At 64.5% G+C, this 18,386-nt stretch carries 14 protein-coding genes and 1 pseudogene; 13 read left to right on the top strand and 2 right to left on the bottom strand.

Features of this window, described 5'->3' with window-relative positions; all coding sequences use genetic code 11:
• Positions 1 to 24 precede the first annotated feature (24 nt).
• The 5 genes and pseudogenes from GDH07_RS19365 (at position 25) to GDH07_RS19350 (ending at position 4,938) form a co-directional block, all read left to right on the top strand.
• On the top strand, positions 25 to 633 hold the full coding sequence (locus tag GDH07_RS19365; RefSeq protein ID WP_022640450.1) for a biliverdin-producing heme oxygenase: 609 nt from the start codon (positions 25 to 27) through the stop codon (positions 631 to 633).
• Positions 634 to 746: 113 nt separating this feature from the next.
• Positions 747 to 1,148 (top strand): YbaN family protein, encoded by a 402-nt coding sequence (locus GDH07_RS19360; protein ID WP_152898563.1) that lies wholly within the window; start codon positions 747 to 749, stop codon positions 1,146 to 1,148.
• Between the two features lie 120 nt (positions 1,149 to 1,268).
• Positions 1,269 to 2,621 (top strand): annotated as a pseudogene (locus GDH07_RS32910) (methyl-accepting chemotaxis protein); the annotation flags it as partial.
• Positions 2,622 to 2,723: 102 nt separating this feature from the next.
• Positions 2,724 to 3,479 carry a methyl-accepting chemotaxis protein gene (locus GDH07_RS32905; protein WP_371263514.1) on the top strand — a complete coding sequence of 252 codons (756 nt, stop codon included), beginning with the start codon at positions 2,724 to 2,726 and terminating at the stop codon, positions 3,477 to 3,479.
• A gap of 109 nt (positions 3,480 to 3,588) precedes the next feature.
• On the top strand, positions 3,589 to 4,938 hold the full coding sequence (locus tag GDH07_RS19350; protein WP_152898561.1) for a CoA transferase: 1,350 nt from the start codon (positions 3,589 to 3,591) through the stop codon (positions 4,936 to 4,938).
• Between the two features lie 12 nt (positions 4,939 to 4,950).
• Here the strand turns inward: GDH07_RS19350 and GDH07_RS19345 are convergent, their stop codons facing one another.
• Both GDH07_RS19345 and arcD (GDH07_RS19340) read right to left on the bottom strand, forming a co-directional pair.
• Positions 4,951 to 5,844, bottom strand: coding sequence for a DNA-3-methyladenine glycosylase family protein (locus GDH07_RS19345; RefSeq protein ID WP_152898560.1), 894 nt, complete (start codon positions 5,842 to 5,844; stop codon positions 4,951 to 4,953).
• Complete coding sequence (gene arcD / locus GDH07_RS19340) at positions 5,841 to 7,268, bottom strand: arginine-ornithine antiporter (RefSeq protein ID WP_152898558.1); 1,428 nt, start codon at positions 7,266 to 7,268, stop codon at positions 5,841 to 5,843. The genes GDH07_RS19345 and arcD (GDH07_RS19340) overlap by 4 nt, the downstream gene beginning before the upstream one ends.
• Before the next feature lie 453 nt (positions 7,269 to 7,721).
• Between arcD (GDH07_RS19340) and arcD (GDH07_RS19335) the strand changes: the two genes are divergently transcribed.
• From arcD (GDH07_RS19335) to gcvP, 8 genes are all read left to right on the top strand, one after another.
• Positions 7,722 to 9,149 (top strand): arginine-ornithine antiporter, encoded by a 1,428-nt coding sequence (arcD, locus tag GDH07_RS19335; protein WP_152898557.1) that lies wholly within the window; start codon positions 7,722 to 7,724, stop codon positions 9,147 to 9,149.
• A 49-nt stretch (positions 9,150 to 9,198) separates the two neighbouring features.
• Complete coding sequence (gene arcA, locus GDH07_RS19330) at positions 9,199 to 10,455, top strand: arginine deiminase (protein WP_152898556.1); 1,257 nt, start codon at positions 9,199 to 9,201, stop codon at positions 10,453 to 10,455.
• Between the two features lie 77 nt (positions 10,456 to 10,532).
• Complete coding sequence (locus tag GDH07_RS19325) at positions 10,533 to 11,543, top strand: ornithine carbamoyltransferase (RefSeq protein WP_022640460.1); 1,011 nt, start codon at positions 10,533 to 10,535, stop codon at positions 11,541 to 11,543.
• Positions 11,544 to 11,605: 62 nt separating this feature from the next.
• Positions 11,606 to 12,535 (top strand): carbamate kinase, encoded by a 930-nt coding sequence (arcC, locus tag GDH07_RS19320; RefSeq protein WP_022640461.1) that lies wholly within the window; start codon positions 11,606 to 11,608, stop codon positions 12,533 to 12,535.
• Between the two features lie 68 nt (positions 12,536 to 12,603).
• The gene (locus GDH07_RS19315; RefSeq protein WP_053131449.1) at positions 12,604 to 12,963 is read left to right on the top strand and encodes a DUF5064 family protein; all 360 of its coding nucleotides are present in this window, start codon (positions 12,604 to 12,606) and stop codon (positions 12,961 to 12,963) included.
• A 158-nt stretch (positions 12,964 to 13,121) separates the two neighbouring features.
• On the top strand, positions 13,122 to 14,630 hold the full coding sequence (locus tag GDH07_RS19310) for a sigma-54-dependent transcriptional regulator (RefSeq protein WP_152898555.1): 1,509 nt from the start codon (positions 13,122 to 13,124) through the stop codon (positions 14,628 to 14,630).
• 426 nt (positions 14,631 to 15,056) lie between these two features.
• Positions 15,057 to 15,440 carry a glycine cleavage system protein GcvH gene (gene gcvH / locus GDH07_RS19305; RefSeq protein WP_152898554.1) on the top strand — a complete coding sequence of 128 codons (384 nt, stop codon included), beginning with the start codon at positions 15,057 to 15,059 and terminating at the stop codon, positions 15,438 to 15,440.
• 10 nt (positions 15,441 to 15,450) lie between these two features.
• A complete protein-coding gene (gcvP, locus tag GDH07_RS19300; protein ID WP_152898553.1) occupies positions 15,451 to 18,300 on the top strand; it encodes an aminomethyl-transferring glycine dehydrogenase in 2,850 nt (949 codons plus the stop codon).
• Positions 18,301 to 18,386 lie beyond the last annotated feature (86 nt).

The raw sequence follows: 18,386 nt of genomic DNA, 5'->3' as shown, positions 1-18,386 counted from the left end.
TCTCTCATTCTCAAGGACATCGGTATGACCTCCCAGGCTTCCGCCCAGCCTCACCACCTGCGTTCCCAGCGCCTGAACCAGATCACCCACGAGCCGCATTCCAAGCTCGATGCCCTGGTCAAGGCCCACGCGCCCTTCGAAACCCAGGGCGCCTTCGCCCGTTTCGTGGTGGCCCAGTACCTGTTCCAGTCGGAACTGGTGGAGCTGTACAACGATCCCGAGCTGATCGCGATCGTCCCTGACCTGGCCGAGCGTTGCCGCGCCGAAGCGGCCAAGGCCGACCTCGCCGACCTGGACACCGAAGTACCGGCGCCGGTCGCCGGTGCCGTGCGCAATCCGAGCAAGGCCGAGGCCCTGGGCTGGATCTTCGTTTCCGAGGGCTCCAAGCTTGGCGCCGCGTTCCTGATCAAGCGCGCCGTGGGCCTGGGCCTGAGCGAAACCTTCGGTGCCCGCCACCTGGGCGAACCGGCCGGTGGCCGTGCCGAAGGCTGGAAGACCTTCACTCGCATCCTCGACGGCCTGGAGTTCAGCGCCGAGGAAGAAGCAGCGGCGGAAAAAGGCGCCCTGGATGCCTTCAATCGCTTCACCGTGCTGCTGGAACAGGCTTACTCCAGCGCGGCACAACCGGCCTGATCCACGCGACTGTGGGCCAGGACACGGTGGAGTGTCCTGGCCCACAGCGGTATCCTCTGCCGCGGCCCGTCTCGCGGATCAGCCGTACCACGCGTTACCTCAGCATCGACGCCATGACCCCCATTCGCCCCCCCGCTTCGAAAATCTCCCGCCTGCTGTTCGGCGCGCTGGCCTATGTCAGCCTGGCCATCGGCCTGATCGCCATCGTGGTACCGGGCCTGCCGACCACCGAGTTCATCCTGCTGGCCGCCTGGGCCGCCACCAAGAGCTCGCCGCGCCTGAGCGCCTGGATGGAGAACCATCGCCTGTTCGGGCCGATCCTGAGCAACTGGCGCAATGGCCGGATCGTCAGCCGCAAGGCCAAGGTCAGCGCCACCATCAGCATGCTGCTGTGCGCCGGCCTGATGCTGAGCCTGCTCAACCACCACTGGACCATGTATGCCGCCATCGCCGGCATGACCTTGGGCAACCTGTGGATCTGGTCACGTCCCGAGAGCCTGCCGCAGGCCTCCTGAAGCCCCTTATCTGGCTGCTATGCCCTGTGCCTTGGGGCATTTATGTCAAGGGCATGACCGTTCGTCGGCGACGCCTCACGCAAAGATCGCCCTAGCCGATGTTCCGGGCATGGCGCTGAAATGGACTTGGCGAGCGGAGTCATCCGAATCCGTGCTTTCCATCTGTCCTTTCGCGAGATCGCCCCCATGTTCGACTCTCTCTCCATTCGCCTGAAGATCGTGCTGCTGTCCGGATTGTGCCTGCTGGGGGTCGTGGCCCTGATCGTCAGCATGAATCTGTACCAGAGCCGGCAGAACAACCAGCTGGTCAACACCTCCAGCACCCGCATGCTGACCGCCGGGGTCGAAGACCTGCTGCAGGCCAAGGCGGCCGATCAGGCGGTGCGCATCCAGAAGACCTTCGGCGAGAGCCAACTGGCGCTCAACGCCCTGGCGGACCAGGTCCGCGACCTGCGCCAGATGGCCAACAAGCGCGGGCTGGAAGCCTCGGCCCTGCGCGAGGAACTCAACCACAGCCTCAAGACCGCCTTCGAGCGCAACGCCAAGGTGCTCGGTATCTGGCTGGCTTACGAACCCAACGCCCTGGATGGCAAGGACAACGAGTTCGCCAATGATGCGGCTCGCTCGTCCAACGAGCGCGGGCGCTTCGCCACCTACTGGAGCCGCTCAGGCGGCCAGGGGCTCAATACCGTGATGACCGAGGATGACCTGACCAGGACCACCCTCAACCTCAGCGGCACGCCCTACAACATCTGGTACACCTGCCCCCGGGACAACCGCCGCACCTGCCTGCTCGATCCTTATGCCGACACCATCGGCGAGGACAAGAAGCAGGTGCTGATGACCACCATCTCCCTGCCGTTGCTGGCAGACGGCAAGGTGATCGGGGTGATGGGCATCGATATCGCCCTGGACTCGCTCCAGGCCGCCGCCGGCGAAGCCCAGCGATTCCTGTTCGATGGCGCCGGGCACATGATGATCGTCGCCGGCAGCGGCTTGCTGGCGGCGGTCGGCGCCGATGCCGGCCAGGTGGGCAAGAACATCAACGATACCCTGGGCACAGAAGGCAAGGACCTGCTCGCGGCGGTGACCGGCAACCAGGCCAAGACCCTGCAGCAAGGCGAGCTGATTCGTTCGGTCTACCCTTTCAGCCCGATCGCCGATGCCAAGCCCTGGGGCGTGACCATCGACCTGCCCCAGCAGGTGCTGCTGGCCGACTCGGTGAAGCTGCAGACACTGCTGGACGAAGCCCAGACCAGCGGCACGCTCAAGACCGTGCTGGTCGCCATCGGCGCCGGCCTGCTGGGCCTGGCCCTGATCTGGCTCAGCGCGTCGGGCGTGACCCGGCCGATCAACAGCGTGGCGCAGATGCTCAAGGCCATCGCCAGCGGCGACGGCGACCTGACCCAGCGCCTGGACTACAGCAAGAAGGACGAACTGGGTGAGCTGGTGGGCTGGTTCAACCGCTTCCTCGACAAGCTGCAACCGACCATCGCCCAGATCAAGCAAAGCATCATCGAAGCCCGCGGCACCGCCGACCAGTCCTCGGAAATCGCCCGCCAGACCAGCGAAGGCATGCAGGTCCAGTTCCGCGAAATCGACCAGGTGGCCACTGCCTCCAACGAAATGAGCGCCACCGCCCACGAGGTCGCCAGCAGTGCGGCCAATGCCGCCCAGGCCGCCCGCGGCGCCGACCAGTCGGCCAGGGAAGGCATGACCATCATCGAACGCAGCACCCAGGACATCAGCCTGCTGGCCGACGAGGTGAGCAAGGCGGTGGGCGAAGTCGAGGCCCTGGCGGTGAGCAGCGAGCAGATCGGTTCGGTGCTGGAGGTGATCCGCAGCATCGCCGAGCAGACCAACCTGCTGGCCCTCAACGCCGCCATCGAGGCTGCCCGTGCCGGTGAAAGCGGCCGTGGTTTCGCGGTGGTGGCCGATGAAGTACGCAACCTGGCCAAGCGTACCCAGGACTCGGTGGAAGAGATTCGCGTGGTGATCGAGCGCATCCAGAGCGGCACCCGCGATGTGGTGACCACCATGCATGCCAGCCAGAGCCAGGCGCAGAGCAATGCCGGGCAGATCCAGCAAGCGGTCCAGGCCCTGGGCAAGATCAGCGACGCGGTGACGGTGATCAGCGACATGAATTTGCAGATCGCCAGTGCCGCCGAAGAACAGAGCGCGGTGGCCGAAGAGGTCAACCGCAATGTCTCGGCGATCCGCAGCGTCACCGAGACCCTCACCGAACAGGCCAGCGAGTCGGCCCAGGTCAGCAGCCAGCTCAATGCCCTGGCCACCCAGCAGATGCAGCTGATGGACCAGTTCCGCGTCTGAGTCAGGTCCTTGTGACGCGGCAACCCGCGTCAAAAGACCCGCGCCTGCGCCTCGACAGGCCAGGGGATTTCAGGGTGCAATGCCCTCCTCTTGTCTCGAGGAGCCGTCCATGTCCCCGCTACTGGCATCCATTCAAGCCGCCCTGGACCTGCCGCCGTCCAATCTCAACGAACAAGGCGAGGGCGCCCTGCCCTCGGCCTTCGTCGTCAGTGACCTGGCCAGCGCCAGCATCGGCGCCGCCGGACAAGCGCTGGCCGAACTGCTGCACAGCCACACTGGCCGTCGGCCGGTTGTCAGCGTCGATCGGCGCCTGTCCTCGTTCTGGTTCGCCAGCTCGCTGCGCCCCCAAGGCTGGAGCTCGCCGGCGCTCTGGGACCCGATCGCCGGCGACTATGCCACCCGCGATGGCTGGATTCGCCTGCATACCAATGCTCCCCATCATCGAGCCGTGGCCGAACACGTCCTGGGCGCCGCCAGCGACCGCGCGACCATGGCCACCCGGGTGGCCGGCTGGAACGCCCTGGAACTGGAGCAGGCCATGGTCGAGCAAGGTGGCTGCGCGGCGCAGATGCGCAGTTGGGCCCAATGGCAGGCCCACCCTCAGGGCCAGGCAGTGGCCAGCGAGCCGCTGGTCCACTGGCTGCCCGGTGGCGAACCCCGGGGCAAGGCCTGGAGCGGTTGCAGCGAACGGCCACTGGCCGGGCTCAAGGTCCTGGACCTGACCCGGGTCCTGGCCGGCCCCGTGGCCAGCCGCCTACTGGCCGGGCTCGGCGCCGACGTGCTGCGCATCGATCCACCCTGGTGGAACGAACCGGCCGTCGAACCGGAAATGACCCTGGGCAAGCGCTGCGCCCGCCTGGACCTGCACGATCGCCAAGACCGCGCCACCTTCGAAGGCTTGCTGGCCCAGGCCGACCTGCTGCTGCATGGCTACCGCGGTGACGCCCTGGACGGCCTGGGCTATGACAGCGAGCAGCGCCAGCGCCTGGCCCCCGGGCTGATCGAGGTGAGCCTCAACGCCTACGGCTGGAGCGGTCCGTGGCGTAACCGCCGGGGGTTCGACAGCCTGGTGCAGATGAGCAGCGGGATCGCCGAGGCGGGCATGACCTGGAAAGCTGCGCAGCGCCCCACGCCATTGCCGGTCCAGGCCCTGGACCACGCCACCGGCTACCTGATGGCCGCCAGTGCCCTGCGGGCACTGGATCCGTCCTGGCGCCACGGTGGCCAGGCGCGCCTGTCCCTGGCGCGTACCGCGCAGTTGCTGGTCGAGCATTCAGGCCAGGGGCCAGCCACCAGCGGGTTGCGCGAGGAGGATCAGGACGACCAGGGGCTGGTGCTGGAGCAGACCGCCTGGGGTCCGGCCCATCGCTTGCGCGTGCCCCTGCAGATCAGCGGCACGCCGATCCAGTGGGATTGCCCGGCTGGCCCCCTGGGCGCCCATCGCGCCCGCTGGTGGTAGGCGCCTGGCTCCTCAGCTACCCAATGTCCACAACTGCTGCGCCGCATAACCGCGCCAGGGCCGCCAGGCCTCGGCCCGGGCCAGCAGTTGCCGGGCACTGGGCCGCTGGCCCTGGAGGGTGGCCATGGCATTGAGCAGGCCCACATCGGCCGCCGGAAAAGCGTCCATCTCACGCATGTGCCGCAAGGCGATGTAATGCGCCGTCCAGTCACCGATTCCCACCAGCCGCAGCAGGCCATCGAGCCCCTGCTGCAAGCTGGCCTTGGGGTCGAGCAAACCCGGATCCGCCAGCAATGCTTGGGCCACGGTGGACAAGGTCCGGCCACGGCTGGCGGGCATGCCCAGGGCAGCCAGGTCCGCCACGGCCAGGGCGGCGGGCGTGGCGAACACCAGGGTCAGGCCCGGCCAACCGGGATCGGGGAGTGCCAGTGGCTGGCCATGCACCGCCACCAGCCGAGTGGCGAGGCGGATCGCACCCGCTACCGTGATCTGCTGGCCCAGTACCGCGCGGATCGCCAGTTCGAAGCCATCCCAGGCGCCCGGTACACGCAACCCGCGATGGGCCAGCAGCAAGGGTTGCAACAGCGGGTCGGCGGCCAGCTCTTGGTGGATACGCAGTACGTCGGCATCCAGGTCGAACTGCCGGCGCACGCGCATGACCACCTGGCCGATCAGTGACGGGGACGGTTCCGCGCCCCCCAGGTTCAAGCGCAAATCCAACTGCTCGCCAGGCCCGGGGCGCAGGCTCAGGGTGCCCTGTCTCCCATCGAGCTCGAAGCTGCGAGCGTAGACACCGTCCTGCACCACCTCCAGGCCGCCGATGGCGCGCACCGCGAAGAACCCCAGCATGGCCTGCCAGTCATAAGGCCCCTGGTAGGGCAGCAAGAGCCGCTGCTGCGGGTTCATAGCGCCAGCAAACCACTGTAGAGGCCGTAGGCCGCCAGCAGCGCACCGACGATCACGGCACTGAAGATCAGCTTCTCCGGCAGGGTGAACAACGGCTCGCCCTGCTCATGCTTGGCCTTGGCGAACAGGATCACTCCCGGCGCGTAGAGCAGCGCCGAGAGCAGCAGGTACTTGACCCCGCCGGCATACAACAACCAGATGGCATAGCTCAGGGCGACCACGGCGATGCACAGATCCTTGAGGCGTTCCCCCGAGGCTTGCTCGTAGGTTTCGCCACGGCCACTGAGCAGCACCGCATAGGCCGCCGACCACAGATAGGGCACCAGGATCATCGACGACGCCAGGTAGATCAGCTTGGTGTAGGTGCCGGCGGACACCAGGGTGATCAGCAGGAATACCTGGATCATCACGTTGGTCAGCCACAGGGCGTTGACCGGTACATGGTTGGCGTTTTCCTTGCGCAAGAAGGCCGGCATGGTCCGGTCGCTCGCGGTGGCGTGGAGGATCTCCGCACACAACAGGGCCCAGGACAGCAAGGCCCCCAGCAGCGATACCGCCAGGCCGATGCTGATCAGCAAGGCGCCCCAGGGCCCGACAATGTGCTCCAGCACCGCCGCCAGGGACGGGTTCTGCAAACTGGCCAGCTCCGGCTGGCTCATGATCCCCAGCGACAGCACGTTGACCAGCACCAACAGCGCCAGCACGCCCAGGAAACCTATCACCGTGGCCCGCCCGACATCCGCGCGCTTCTGCGCCCGCGCCGAATACACGCTGGCTCCCTCGATGCCGATGAAGACGAAGACCGTGACCAGCATCATGTTGCGCACCTGGTCCAGCACCCCGCCGAAATTCGGATTGCTGTGCCCCCAGATATCGCGGGTGAAGATCTCCGCCTTGAAGGCCACTGCGGCGATCACGATGAACATCACCAAGGGCACGATCTTGGCCACCGTGGTCAGCTGGTTGATGAACGTGGCCTCCTTGATCCCGCGCAGTACCAAAAAATGCACGGCCCACAGCAACAGCGAGGCACAGCCGATGGCCACCGGGGTGTTGCCCTGGCCGAACACCGGGAAGAAGTAGCCCAGGGTGCTGAACAGCAGGACGAAGTAGCCGACGTTGCCCAGCCAAGCGCTGATCCAGTAGCCCCAGGCCGAAGAAAAACCCATGTAGTCGCCGAAACCGGCCTTGGCGTAGGCGTAGACCCCGGAATCCAGTTCAGGCTTGCGATTGGCCAGGGTCTGGAACACGAAGGCCAGGGTCAGCATGCCCACCGCGGTAATCGCCCAGCCGATCAGTACCGCCCCGGCGTCGGCCCGGGCCGCCATGTTCTGCGGCAAGGAAAAGATCCCGCCGCCAATCATGGAGCCCACCACCAACGCGATCAGCGCACCCAATTGAAGCTTCTGTGCCGGTTGTGACATCCCTACTCCTTATATCAGCGAGTCGCCCTGGCGATAAAATTAGACGCAATTAAATAACTTTCTAGGAATTTGATTCTGATAGTAACAGTCAATTAACCATCCTTTATTCGGGCACTCCGCGACTACCCGCCAGAACACACTGAATAACCGAGTATTTTGTTAAGAGTATGTGCCAAGTGCCATCACCACTCTCGCCTTAATTAGCGAGCGGCATGATTTGCATATTCTTTGAAAGGGTCTAGCGTCAATCGACATCGATAATGGAAGCCGCCTCTTTGAAAGGAGATCAAAGCCTTATGGGATGGGCCTTGCAGGGCTGCATTCTACCTCTCGCTACAAGTCTTAAGTCATTCATTCACAACGAAATGCAGCAATTGACTGATCCAAGTCAGCAGTTTGGATTGGCGGCAGACTTAATCTGAAGTCTCTCTTCTCCTGCATTGGAGTCATGCAATGTCTGAATCTCCCGGAAAACTAAAACTGGGCGCATTAGTCGCCTTGGTAGTGGGTTCCATGATTGGCGGGGGGATCTTTTCCCTGCCGCAGAACATGGCAGCCAGCGCCGATGTCGGGGCAGTTCTTATTGGTTGGGCAATTACTGCCGTCGGCATGTTGACATTGGCATTCGTCTTTCAAACCCTGGCCAATCGCAAACCTGACCTGGATGGCGGTGTATATGCCTACGCCAAGGCCGGATTCGGCGACTACATGGGCTTCTCCTCAGCCTGGGGCTACTGGATCAGCGCCTGGTTGGGCAACGTCGGCTACTTCGTCCTGCTGTTCAGCACCCTGGGTTACTTCTTCCCGATATTTGGGGAGGGAAACACTCCTGCGGCGGTGATCGGTGCCTCGGTCCTGCTCTGGGCCGTGCACTTTCTGGTGCTGCGCGGGATCAAGGAAGCGGCTTTCATCAACCTGGTGACCACGGTGGCCAAGGTGGTGCCGCTGCTGCTGTTCGTACTGATCGCGCTCTTCGCCTTCAAGCTGGACATCTTCACCGCTGACATCTGGGGCGTGAAGAACCCGGACCTGGGCAGCGTGATGAACCAGGTGCGCAACATGATGCTGGTCACCGTCTGGGTGTTCATCGGCATCGAGGGCGCGAGCATCTTCTCTTCCCGGGCGGAAAAACGCTCCGACGTGGGCAAGGCCACTGTCATCGGCTTCATCACCGTGCTGCTGTTCCTGGTGCTGGTGAACGTGCTGTCCCTGGGGATCATGACCCAGCCGGAACTGGCCAAGCTGCAGAACCCATCCATGGCCGCAGTCCTGGAACACGTGGTGGGCCACTGGGGCGCGTTGCTGATCAGCATCGGCCTGATCATCTCGCTGGTGGGAGCGCTGCTGTCGTGGGTCCTGCTGTGCGCCGAGATCATGTTCGCCGCCGCCAAGGACCACACCATGCCGGAGTTCCTGCGCCGCGAGAACGCCAACCACGTACCGGCCAACGCCCTGTGGCTGACCAACGTCATGGTGCAGGTCTTCCTGGTCATCACCCTGTTTTCCAAGGGCACCTACCTGTCGCTGATCTACCTCGCCACCTCGATGATCCTGGTGCCGTACTTCTGGTCGGCGGCTTACGCGGTGCTCCTGGCAGTGCGTGGTGAAAGCTACGAACAAGCCCTGGCCGAGCGCAAGAAGGACCTGGTGATCGGCGCCATCGCCCTGCTCTACGCGGTGTGGCTGCTGTACGCCGGCGGGGTCAAGTACCTGCTGCTCTCGGCCCTGCTCTACGCCCCCGGCGCGGTGCTCTTCGCCAAGGCCAAGATGGAATTGCACAAACCGGTTTTCACCAGTGTCGAGAAGCTGATCTTCGCGGCCGTGCTCCTGGGCGCCGCAGCGGCGGCCTACGGCCTCTACGACGGCTTCCTGACCCTGTAGCTGCACCTGCAATACCCCCTGATTGTTTTGTCTCTGGAGGATCACAGTAATGACCACGGAAAAAGTTAAGTACGGCGTCCATTCCGAAGCCGGCAAACTGCGCAAAGTCATGGTTTGCTCCCCAGGCCTGGCCCATCAGCGGCTGACTCCGAACAACTGCGATGAACTGCTGTTCGACGACGTGCTGTGGGTGGCCCAGGCCAAGCGCGATCACTTCGACTTCGTCACCAAGATGCGCGAGCGGGATATCGATGTGCTGGAGATGCACAACCTGCTGACCGACATCGTCGCCATCCCCGAAGCCCTGGACTGGATCCTGGAGCGCAAGATCACCGCCAACACCGTTGGCCTGGGGCTGGTGGAGGAAGTCGGCTCGTGGTTGCGCAGCCTGGAGCCGCGCAAGGTCGCCGAATACCTCATCGGCGGGGTCTCGGCCGATGACCTGCCCAGCAGCTTCGGCGGCAGGACCATCGAGATGTTCCGCGACTTCCTCGGCCATGCCAGCTTCATCCTGCCACCGCTGCCCAACACCCAGTTCACCCGCGATACCACCTGCTGGATCTATGGCGGCGTGACGCTCAACCCCATGTACTGGCCGGCGCGACGCCAGGAAACCCTGTTGACCACCGCCATCTACAAGTTCCACCCCGAGTTCACCAACGCCGACTTCCAGATCTGGTACGGCGACCCCGACCAGGAGCATGGCGCCTCCACCCTGGAAGGCGGTGACGTCATGCCCATTGGCAACGGCGTGGTCCTGATCGGCATGGGCGAGCGTTCGTCCCACCAGGCCATTGGCCAACTGGCGCGCAACCTGTTCAAGAACAAGGCCGTGGAGCGGGTGATCGTTGCCGGCCTGCCGAAGTCCCGCGCGGCGATGCACCTGGACACCGTGTTCAGTTTCTGCGACCGCGACCTGGTCACCATCTTCCCCGAAGTGGTCAATCAGATCGTTCCTTTCACCCTGCGCCCTGACGAGAGCAAGCCCCACGGCATCGATATCCAGCGCGAGAAGACCAACTTCCTCGACACCGTGGCCGCCGCCCTCAACCTCAAGGCCCTGCGGGTCGTGGAGACCGGCGGCAACAGCTTCGCCGCCGAACGCGAGCAATGGGACGACGGCAACAACGTGGTGGCCGTGGAGCCCGGAGTGGTCATCGGCTACGACCGCAATACCTACACCAACACCCTGCTGCGCAAGGCCGGTGTGGAAGTCATCACCATCAGCGCCGGCGAACTGGGTCGCGGCCGTGGCGGCGGCCACTGCATGACCTGCCCGATCGTGCGTGACCCGATCGACTACTGAGCCTTTAGACGCCCCGCTGTCCGACCGCGCCTGCCCGGCGCCGGTCGGGCCGATCACCGAATTCGAGGAAAATCACCATGGCCTTCAATATCCACAACCGCAACCTGCTGAGCCTGGAACACCACACCCCACGCGAGCTGCGCTACCTGCTGGACCTGTCCCGCGATCTCAAGCGCGCCAAGTACACCGGCACCGAGCAGCAGCACCTGAAGGGCAACAACATCGCCCTGATCTTCGAAAAGACCTCCACCCGTACCCGCTGCGCCTTCGAGGTAGCGGCCTATGACCAAGGGGCCAACGTCACCTACATCGACCCCAACTCCTCGCAGATCGGCCACAAGGAAAGCATGAAGGACACCGCCCGGGTGCTGGGGCGCATGTACGACGCCATCGAGTATCGCGGCTTCAAGCAGGAGATCGTCGAGGAACTGGCGAAGTTCGCCGGGGTGCCGGTGTTCAACGGCCTGACCGACGAATACCACCCGACCCAGATGATCGCCGACGTGCTGACCATGCGTGAGCACGCCGACAAGCCGATCCACGAGATCAGCTACGCCTACCTGGGCGATGCTCGCAACAACATGGGCAACTCGCTGCTGCTGGTGGGCGCCAAGCTCGGCATGGACGTGCGCATCTGCGCGCCCAAGGCCCTGTGGCCCCATGACGACCTGGTCGAGCGCTGCAAGAAATACGCTGAGGAAAGCGGTGCGCGCATCACCCTCACCGAGGACCCGAAAGCCGCGGTCAAGGGCGTGGACTTCATCCACACCGACGTCTGGGTCTCCATGGGCGAGCCGGTGGAAGCCTGGGCCGAGCGCATCGAGCAACTGCTGCCCTACCAGGTCAACACCCAGCTGATGAAGGCCACCGGCAACCCTCGGACCAAGTTCATGCACTGCCTGCCGGCCTTCCACAACAGCGATACCAAGGTCGGCAAGCAGATCGCCGAGCAGTATCCGCACCTGGCCAACGGCATCGAAGTCACCGATGACGTGTTCGAGTCCCCGGCCTGCATCGCCTTCGAGCAGGCGGAGAACCGCATGCACACCATCAAGGCGATCCTGGTCTCGACCCTGGCCGACCTGTAAATCCCCTTCGGCACCGGCGCTGCCCAGGTAGCGCCGGCACCGGACTCTAGAAGGACTGCATTATGCGTATCGTCGTTGCATTGGGCGGTAACGCCCTGCTGCGCCGTGGTGAACCCATGACCGCGGACAACCAGCGCGCCAACATCCGCATCGCCACCGAACAGATCGCCAAGATCCATCCCGGCAACCAGCTGGTGATCGCCCACGGCAATGGTCCGCAAGTGGGACTGCTGTCGCTGCAGGCGGCGGCCTACACCCAGGTCTCGCCCTACCCGCTGGACGTGCTCGGCGCCGAGACCGAGGGCATGATCGGCTACATCATCGAACAGGAACTGGGCAACTTGCTGGACTTCGAGGTGCCCTTCGCCACCTTGCTGACCCAAGTGGAAGTGGACGCCAAGGACCCGGCGTTCAAGAACCCGACCAAGCCCATCGGCCCGGTCTACGACAAGGAAGAAGCCGAGCGCCTGGCCAAGGAAAAAGGCTGGGCCATCGCTGCGGACGGCGACAAGTTCCGCCGCGTGGTGGCGAGCCCGACACCCAAGCGCATCTTCGAGATCCGTCCGATCAAGTGGCTGCTGGAGAAAAGCAGCATCGTGATCTGCGCCGGTGGTGGCGGTATCCCGACCATGTATGGCGAGGACGGCAAGCTCCAGGGCATCGAGGCGGTGATCGACAAGGACCTGTGCTCGGCGCTGCTGGCCCGGCAACTGGAAGCCGACCTGCTGGTGATCGCCACCGACGTCAACGCGGCGTTCATCGACTTCGGCAAGCCGACCCAGAAGGCCATCGCCCAGGCTCATCCGGACGAAATCGAGAAGCTGGGCTTTGCCGCCGGCTCCATGGGGCCCAAGGTCCAGGCGGCCTGCGAATTCGCCCGGCAGACTGGAAAAGTCGCGGTGATCGGTTCACTCTCGGACATTGAAGCCATCGTCCAGGGCCAGGCCGGCACGCGCATCAGCACGGAGAAACCCGGCATCAGCTACCTGTAGACGCCCGCTGCCGGAACACGGGCAGGCCACGGCCTGCCCCTTCTTCAACGCCCAGGAGGACAACGCCTATGGCCATGTTTGAGCCCGGTCACCTGCATATCGAGCGCCATGCGCTGAACAAGGACGACTACAGCTACAACCTGTGCATCGACTATGAAGTGGCCCAGGATCCCAAGGAGGGCCGGGGCATGCAGTTCACCCTGCACGGCACCATCGAGGACAAGCCCCTCAAGGAACAGTTCTTCCTGGCCAAGGACCAGGCCTTCGATTTCGCCCGCCATGCCGCGCGTATCGCCCAGCAACACGGGATGCCCAAGAGCGCCAATATCTCGTCCCTGCACAAGTACTACGACGAGATGTTCGAGGATGTGCGCAAGCAACTGGACATCAAGTCCGGCGACCCGATGAACCCCGAACACCTGGAATAAGCCCCGGGCAGCTGCGAGCCTGCCGGCGCCAGTCACGCCCGGCGGTCTTGCGCACCTGCCCCGGACCTTGCGCGGCGCCGGCCACGGCGACTTCGACTAAGCCCCGCGCCCAAGGCATACTGGCAGCCCTCCAGTGCCCCAGAACCTTCCGTCACCCCATGCGTATCCACGTCAGTTTCATCGACCGCGTCGGCATCACCCAGGAAGTCCTGGCCCTGCTCGGCGGGCGCAACCTCAACCTGGATGCGGTGGAAATGGTGCCGCCCAACGTCTACATCGACGCTCCGACCCTGAGCCCGCAAGTCCTGGATGAGCTGCGCGACGCGCTGTTCAGCGTGCGCGGCGTGCAAGCGGTGACGGTGGTCGACATCCTCCCCGGACAACGCCGCCACCTGCAGCTCGATGCCCTGCTGGCCGCCATGACCGACCCGGTGCTGGCCCTGGACAGCGCCGGCAAGGTGCTGCTGGCCAACCCGGCGCTGGTGGCCCTGTATGGCCGTGAGCCTGCGGGGGAAAGCGTGGCCGAGCTGTTCGCCGACCCCGGCCTGCTGGCTACGCTGCTGGAACAGGGCTTTCGCCTGCCGCTGCGGGAAGTCACGGTCAATGGCCAGACCCTGTTGCTCGACGCCATGCCCATCACCGACGCCGGCGCACTGCTGACCCTGTACCAGCCCAATCGCATCGGCGAGCAGTTGTCGGCCCTGCACCACGATCATGCCGAGGGCTTCGATGCCCTGCTCGGCGAGTCGCCGGCGATCCGCACCCTCAAGGCCCGGGCGCAACGGGTCGCGGCCCTGGATGCGCCGTTGCTGATCCAGGGTGAGACCGGCACCGGCAAGGAACTGGTGGCCCGCGCCTGCCACGCCATCAGCGCTCGCCATAGCGCGCCGTTCCTGGCCCTGAACTGCGCGGCGCTGCCGGAAAACCTCGCCGAGAGCGAACTGTTCGGCTATGCCCCCGGCGCCTTCACCGGAGCCCAGCGCGGGGGCAAGCCAGGGCTGATGGAGCTGGCCAACCAGGGCACGGTATTTCTCGATGAAATCGGCGAGATGTCGCCCTACCTGCAAGCCAAGCTGCTGCGCTTTCTCAATGACGGCAGCTTTCGCCGGGTCGGTGGCGACCGCGAGATCAAGGTCGATGTGCGCATCCTCAGCGCCACCCACCGCGACCTGGAGAAAATGGTCGCCGAGGGCAGCTTCCGCGAAGACCTGTTCTACCGCCTCAATGTGCTGAACATCGAAGTACCGCCATTGCGCGAACGCGGCCAGGACATCCTGTTGCTGGCCCGCTATTTCATGCAGCAGGCCTGCACCCAGATCCAGCGGCCGGTATGCCGGCTGACCCCGGGTACCTACCCGGCGCTGCTGGGCAACCGCTGGCCGGGCAACGTGCGCCAGTTGCAGAACGTGATCTTTCGCGCGGCGGCGATCTGCGACGGCAACCTGGTGGACATCGGCGACCTGGACATCGCCGGGACCTCGGTGGCACGCCAGAACGATGCCGAGGTCGAGAGCCTGGAGCAAGCCGTGGAAGGTTTCGAGAAAGAGCTGCTGGAAAGCCTCTATGTCCACTACCCCTCGACCCGGCAGTTGGCCAACCGCCTGCAGACCTCCCACACCGCCATCGCCCATCGCCTGCGCAAGTACGGCATCCCCGGCAAGGCCTGAAGCAGGCTGCGCTGCTTCTGCAAGAGCCAGACTCGCTGGCGACAAATCCCAACCACACCGCAGCGCCTGGAGCCTGCACAGCACCTGCGGGGTCATCGCCAGCGAGCTTCGCTCCTACCAAAAACGGGCGAAAAGCGACCTCCATCTGTACTGAAAGCGCTACAGCGGAATGATTTCGCTACAGTCGCACCAACCCCCTGTTCTCCAAGGCTTTGATCCCCTTAGCCTTTTTTCCGAACCCCAGGCTGTAGCGATTTCGCTACAGTCGATCAAGCCATTTACTCGGAAAAAGAACTCAAGCCATTGATTTATAAAGAATAAATAAGAATTGGCCATGTTCTTGCTATGGATATCGCCATTCGGCTCGGCCCCACACGAGCATTCAATCGCGTCCACCAGACGAAATCTGGCCCCTGAGGAGTTTCCATGAGCGAGTTGCGTTTTACCGAAGATCACGAATGGCTGCGTGCTGAAGCCGATGGCAGCGTCACCGTTGGCATCACGGCTTTCGCGCAGAACGCCCTGGGCGATGTGGTGTTCGTGCAACTGCCCGAATTGCAGGGCTATGACAAGGGCGCCGAAGCCGCCACCGTAGAATCGGTGAAGGCTGCCAGCGGCGTGTACATGCCCCTGGACGGCGAAGTGGTCGCCATCAACCCGGCCCTGGAAGACAGCCCGGAACTGGTCAACGAAGACCCGCTGGGCGAAGGCTGGTTCTTCCGCTTCATTCCTGCCGATGCCGGCGCTGTGGACCAACTGCTCGACCAGGACGCCTACGACCGCCTGATCAAAGCCAACGCCGAAGCCTGAGGAATCCGTGATGACCGTCAACCTCACCACCGCCAACGAATTCATCAGCCGCCATATCGGCCCGCGCCAGGACGACGAGCAAGCAATGCTCAACCGCCTGGGCTTCGACTCCCTGGAAGCCCTGAGCGCCAGCGTGATCCCCGAGAGCATCAAGGGCACCAGCGTGCTGGAACTCGGCGCCGGCCAGAGCGAAGCCCAGGCCCTGGCTTCGATCAAGGCCATCGCCGCCAACAACCAGCTGTTCAAGACCTACATCGGCCAGGGCTACTACAGCTGCCATACGCCTTCGCCGATCCTGCGCAACCTGCTGGAAAACCCGGCCTGGTACACCGCCTATACCCCATACCAGCCAGAGATCTCCCAAGGCCGCCTGGAAGCCCTGCTGAACTTCCAGACCCTGATCAGCGACCTGACCGGCCTGCCGATCGCCAACGCATCCTTGCTCGACGAAGGCACCGCCGCCGCCGAAGCCATGACCTTCTGCAAGCGCCTGAGCAAGAACAAGGGCAGCCATGCCTTCTTCGCCTCCGTGCATTGCCACCCGCAGACCCTGGACGTACTGCGCACCCGCGCCGAACCCCTGGGTATCGAAGTGGTGGTGGGCGACGAACGCCAGTTGACCGATGTCAGCCCGTTCTTCGGCGCCCTGCTGCAATACCCGGCCAGCAATGGCGACCTGTTCGACTACCGTGAGCTGGCCGAACGTTTCCATGGGGCCAATGCCCTGGTGGCCGTGGCCGCCGACCTGCTGGCCCTGACCCTGTTGACCCCGCCGGGCGAATTCGGCGCCGACGTAGCCATCGGCAGCGCCCAGCGCTTTGGCGTGCCACTGGGCTTCGGTGGCCCGCACGCGGCCTACTTCTCCACCCGCGATGCGTTCAAGCGCGACATGCCCGGCCGCCTGGTCGGCGTTTCGGTGGACCGTTTCGGCAAGCCGGCGCTGCGCCTGGCCATGCAGACCCGCGAGCAGCACATCCGTCGCGAGAAGGCCACCAGCAACATCTGCACCGCCCAAGTGCTGCTGGCCAACATCGCCAGCATGTATGCCGTGTACCACGGCCCCAAGGGCCTGGTGCAGATCGCCCAGCGCATCCACCAGCTGACCGCGATCCTGGCCCAGGGCCTGGTGCAACTCGGCCTGGCCCCGGAACAGCAGGACTTCTTCGATACCCTGAGCCTGCACACCGGCGCCCGCACTGGCGCATTGCATGAACAAGCGCGTACGCAGCGCATCAACCTGCGGGTGATCGACGCCGAGCGCCTGGGCCTGTCCCTGGACGAGACCTGCTCCCAGGCCGACGTCGAAACCCTGTGGCAGCTGCTGGCCGAAGGCAAGCCGGTACCGGACTTCGCCAGCGTGGCCCAGGCCGTCTCCAGCCGCATTCCAGCGGCGCTGGTACGCCAGTCGGCGATCCTCAGCCACCCGGTGTTCAACCGCTACCATTCGGAAACCGAGCTGATGCGCTACCTGCGCAAGCTGGCGGACAAGGACCTGGCCCTGGATCGCACCATGATCCCGCTGGGCTCGTGCACCATGAAGCTCAACGCCGCCAGCGAGATGATCCCGATCACCTGGGCCGAGTTCGGCGCGTTGCACCCCTTCGCCCCGACCGAGCAAAGCGCCGGCTACCAGCAACTGACCGACGAACTGGAGGCGATGCTCTGCGCCGCCACGGGCTATGACGCCGTGTCGCTGCAGCCCAACGCCGGCTCCCAGGGCGAGTACGCAGGCCTGCTGGCGATCCGTGCCTATCACCAGAGCCGTGGCGAAGGCCGTCGCGATATCTGCCTGATTCCATCCTCGGCCCACGGCACCAACCCGGCTACCGCCAACATGGCCGGCATGCGCGTGGTGGTCACTGCCTGCGACGCCCGGGGCAACGTGGATATCGAGGACCTGCGAGCCAAGGCCATCGAGCACCGTGAGCACCTGGCCGCGCTGATGATCACCTACCCGTCGACCCACGGCGTGTTCGAGGAAGGCATTCGCGAGATCTGCGGCATCATTCATGACAACGGCGGCCAGGTGTACATCGACGGCGCCAACATGAACGCCATGGTCGGCCTCTGCGCCCCGGGCAAGTTCGGCGGCGACGTGTCCCACCTGAACCTGCACAAGACTTTCTGCATTCCCCATGGCGGTGGCGGCCCTGGTGTCGGCCCGATCGGCGTCAAGTCGCACCTGGCGCCGTTCATGCCGGGCCACGCGGTGCTGGACAACAAGCAGGGAGCCGTCAGCGCCGCACCGTTCGGCAGCGCCAGCATCCTGCCGATCACCTGGATGTACATCCGCATGATGGGCGGTGCCGGGCTCAAGCGTGCCTCGCAATTGGCAATCCTCAACGCCAACTACATCGCCCGGCGCCTGGAAGAGCACTATCCCGTGCTCTATACCGGTAGCAACGGCCTGGTGGCCCACGAGTGCATCCTCGACCTGCGTCCACTCAAGGACAGCAGCGGCATCAGCGTCGACGACGTGGCCAAGCGCCTGATCGACTTCGGCTTCCACGCCCCGACCATGTCGTTCCCGGTGGCCGGCACGCTGATGATCGAGCCGACCGAAAGCGAGTCCAAGGAAGAACTGGATCGTTTCTGCGACGCCATGATCCGCATCCGCGAGGAGATCCGCGCCGTGGAGAACGGCACCCTGGACAAGGATGACAACCCGCTCAAGAACGCTCCGCATACTGCGGCGGAACTGGTTGGCGAGTGGACGCACCCGTACAGCCGCGAGCAGGCGGTGTACCCGGTGGCGTCGCTGGTCGAAGGCAAGTACTGGCCACCGGTGGGCCGAGTCGACAACGTGTTCGGCGACCGCAACCTGGTGTGCGCCTGCCCGTCGATCGAAAACTACGCTTAAGGCAGCAACAAGCTAATAGCCTCAAGCTGCAAGCAAGAGTTGCCCGACTTCTGACTTGCAGCTTGCGGCTTGCGACTTACAGCTGC

The organism is Pseudomonas piscis (assembly GCF_009380155.1).
Lineage (GTDB): Bacteria > Pseudomonadota > Gammaproteobacteria > Pseudomonadales > Pseudomonadaceae > Aquipseudomonas > Aquipseudomonas piscis.
This window is presented reverse-complemented; position numbering and strand designations above follow the sequence as displayed.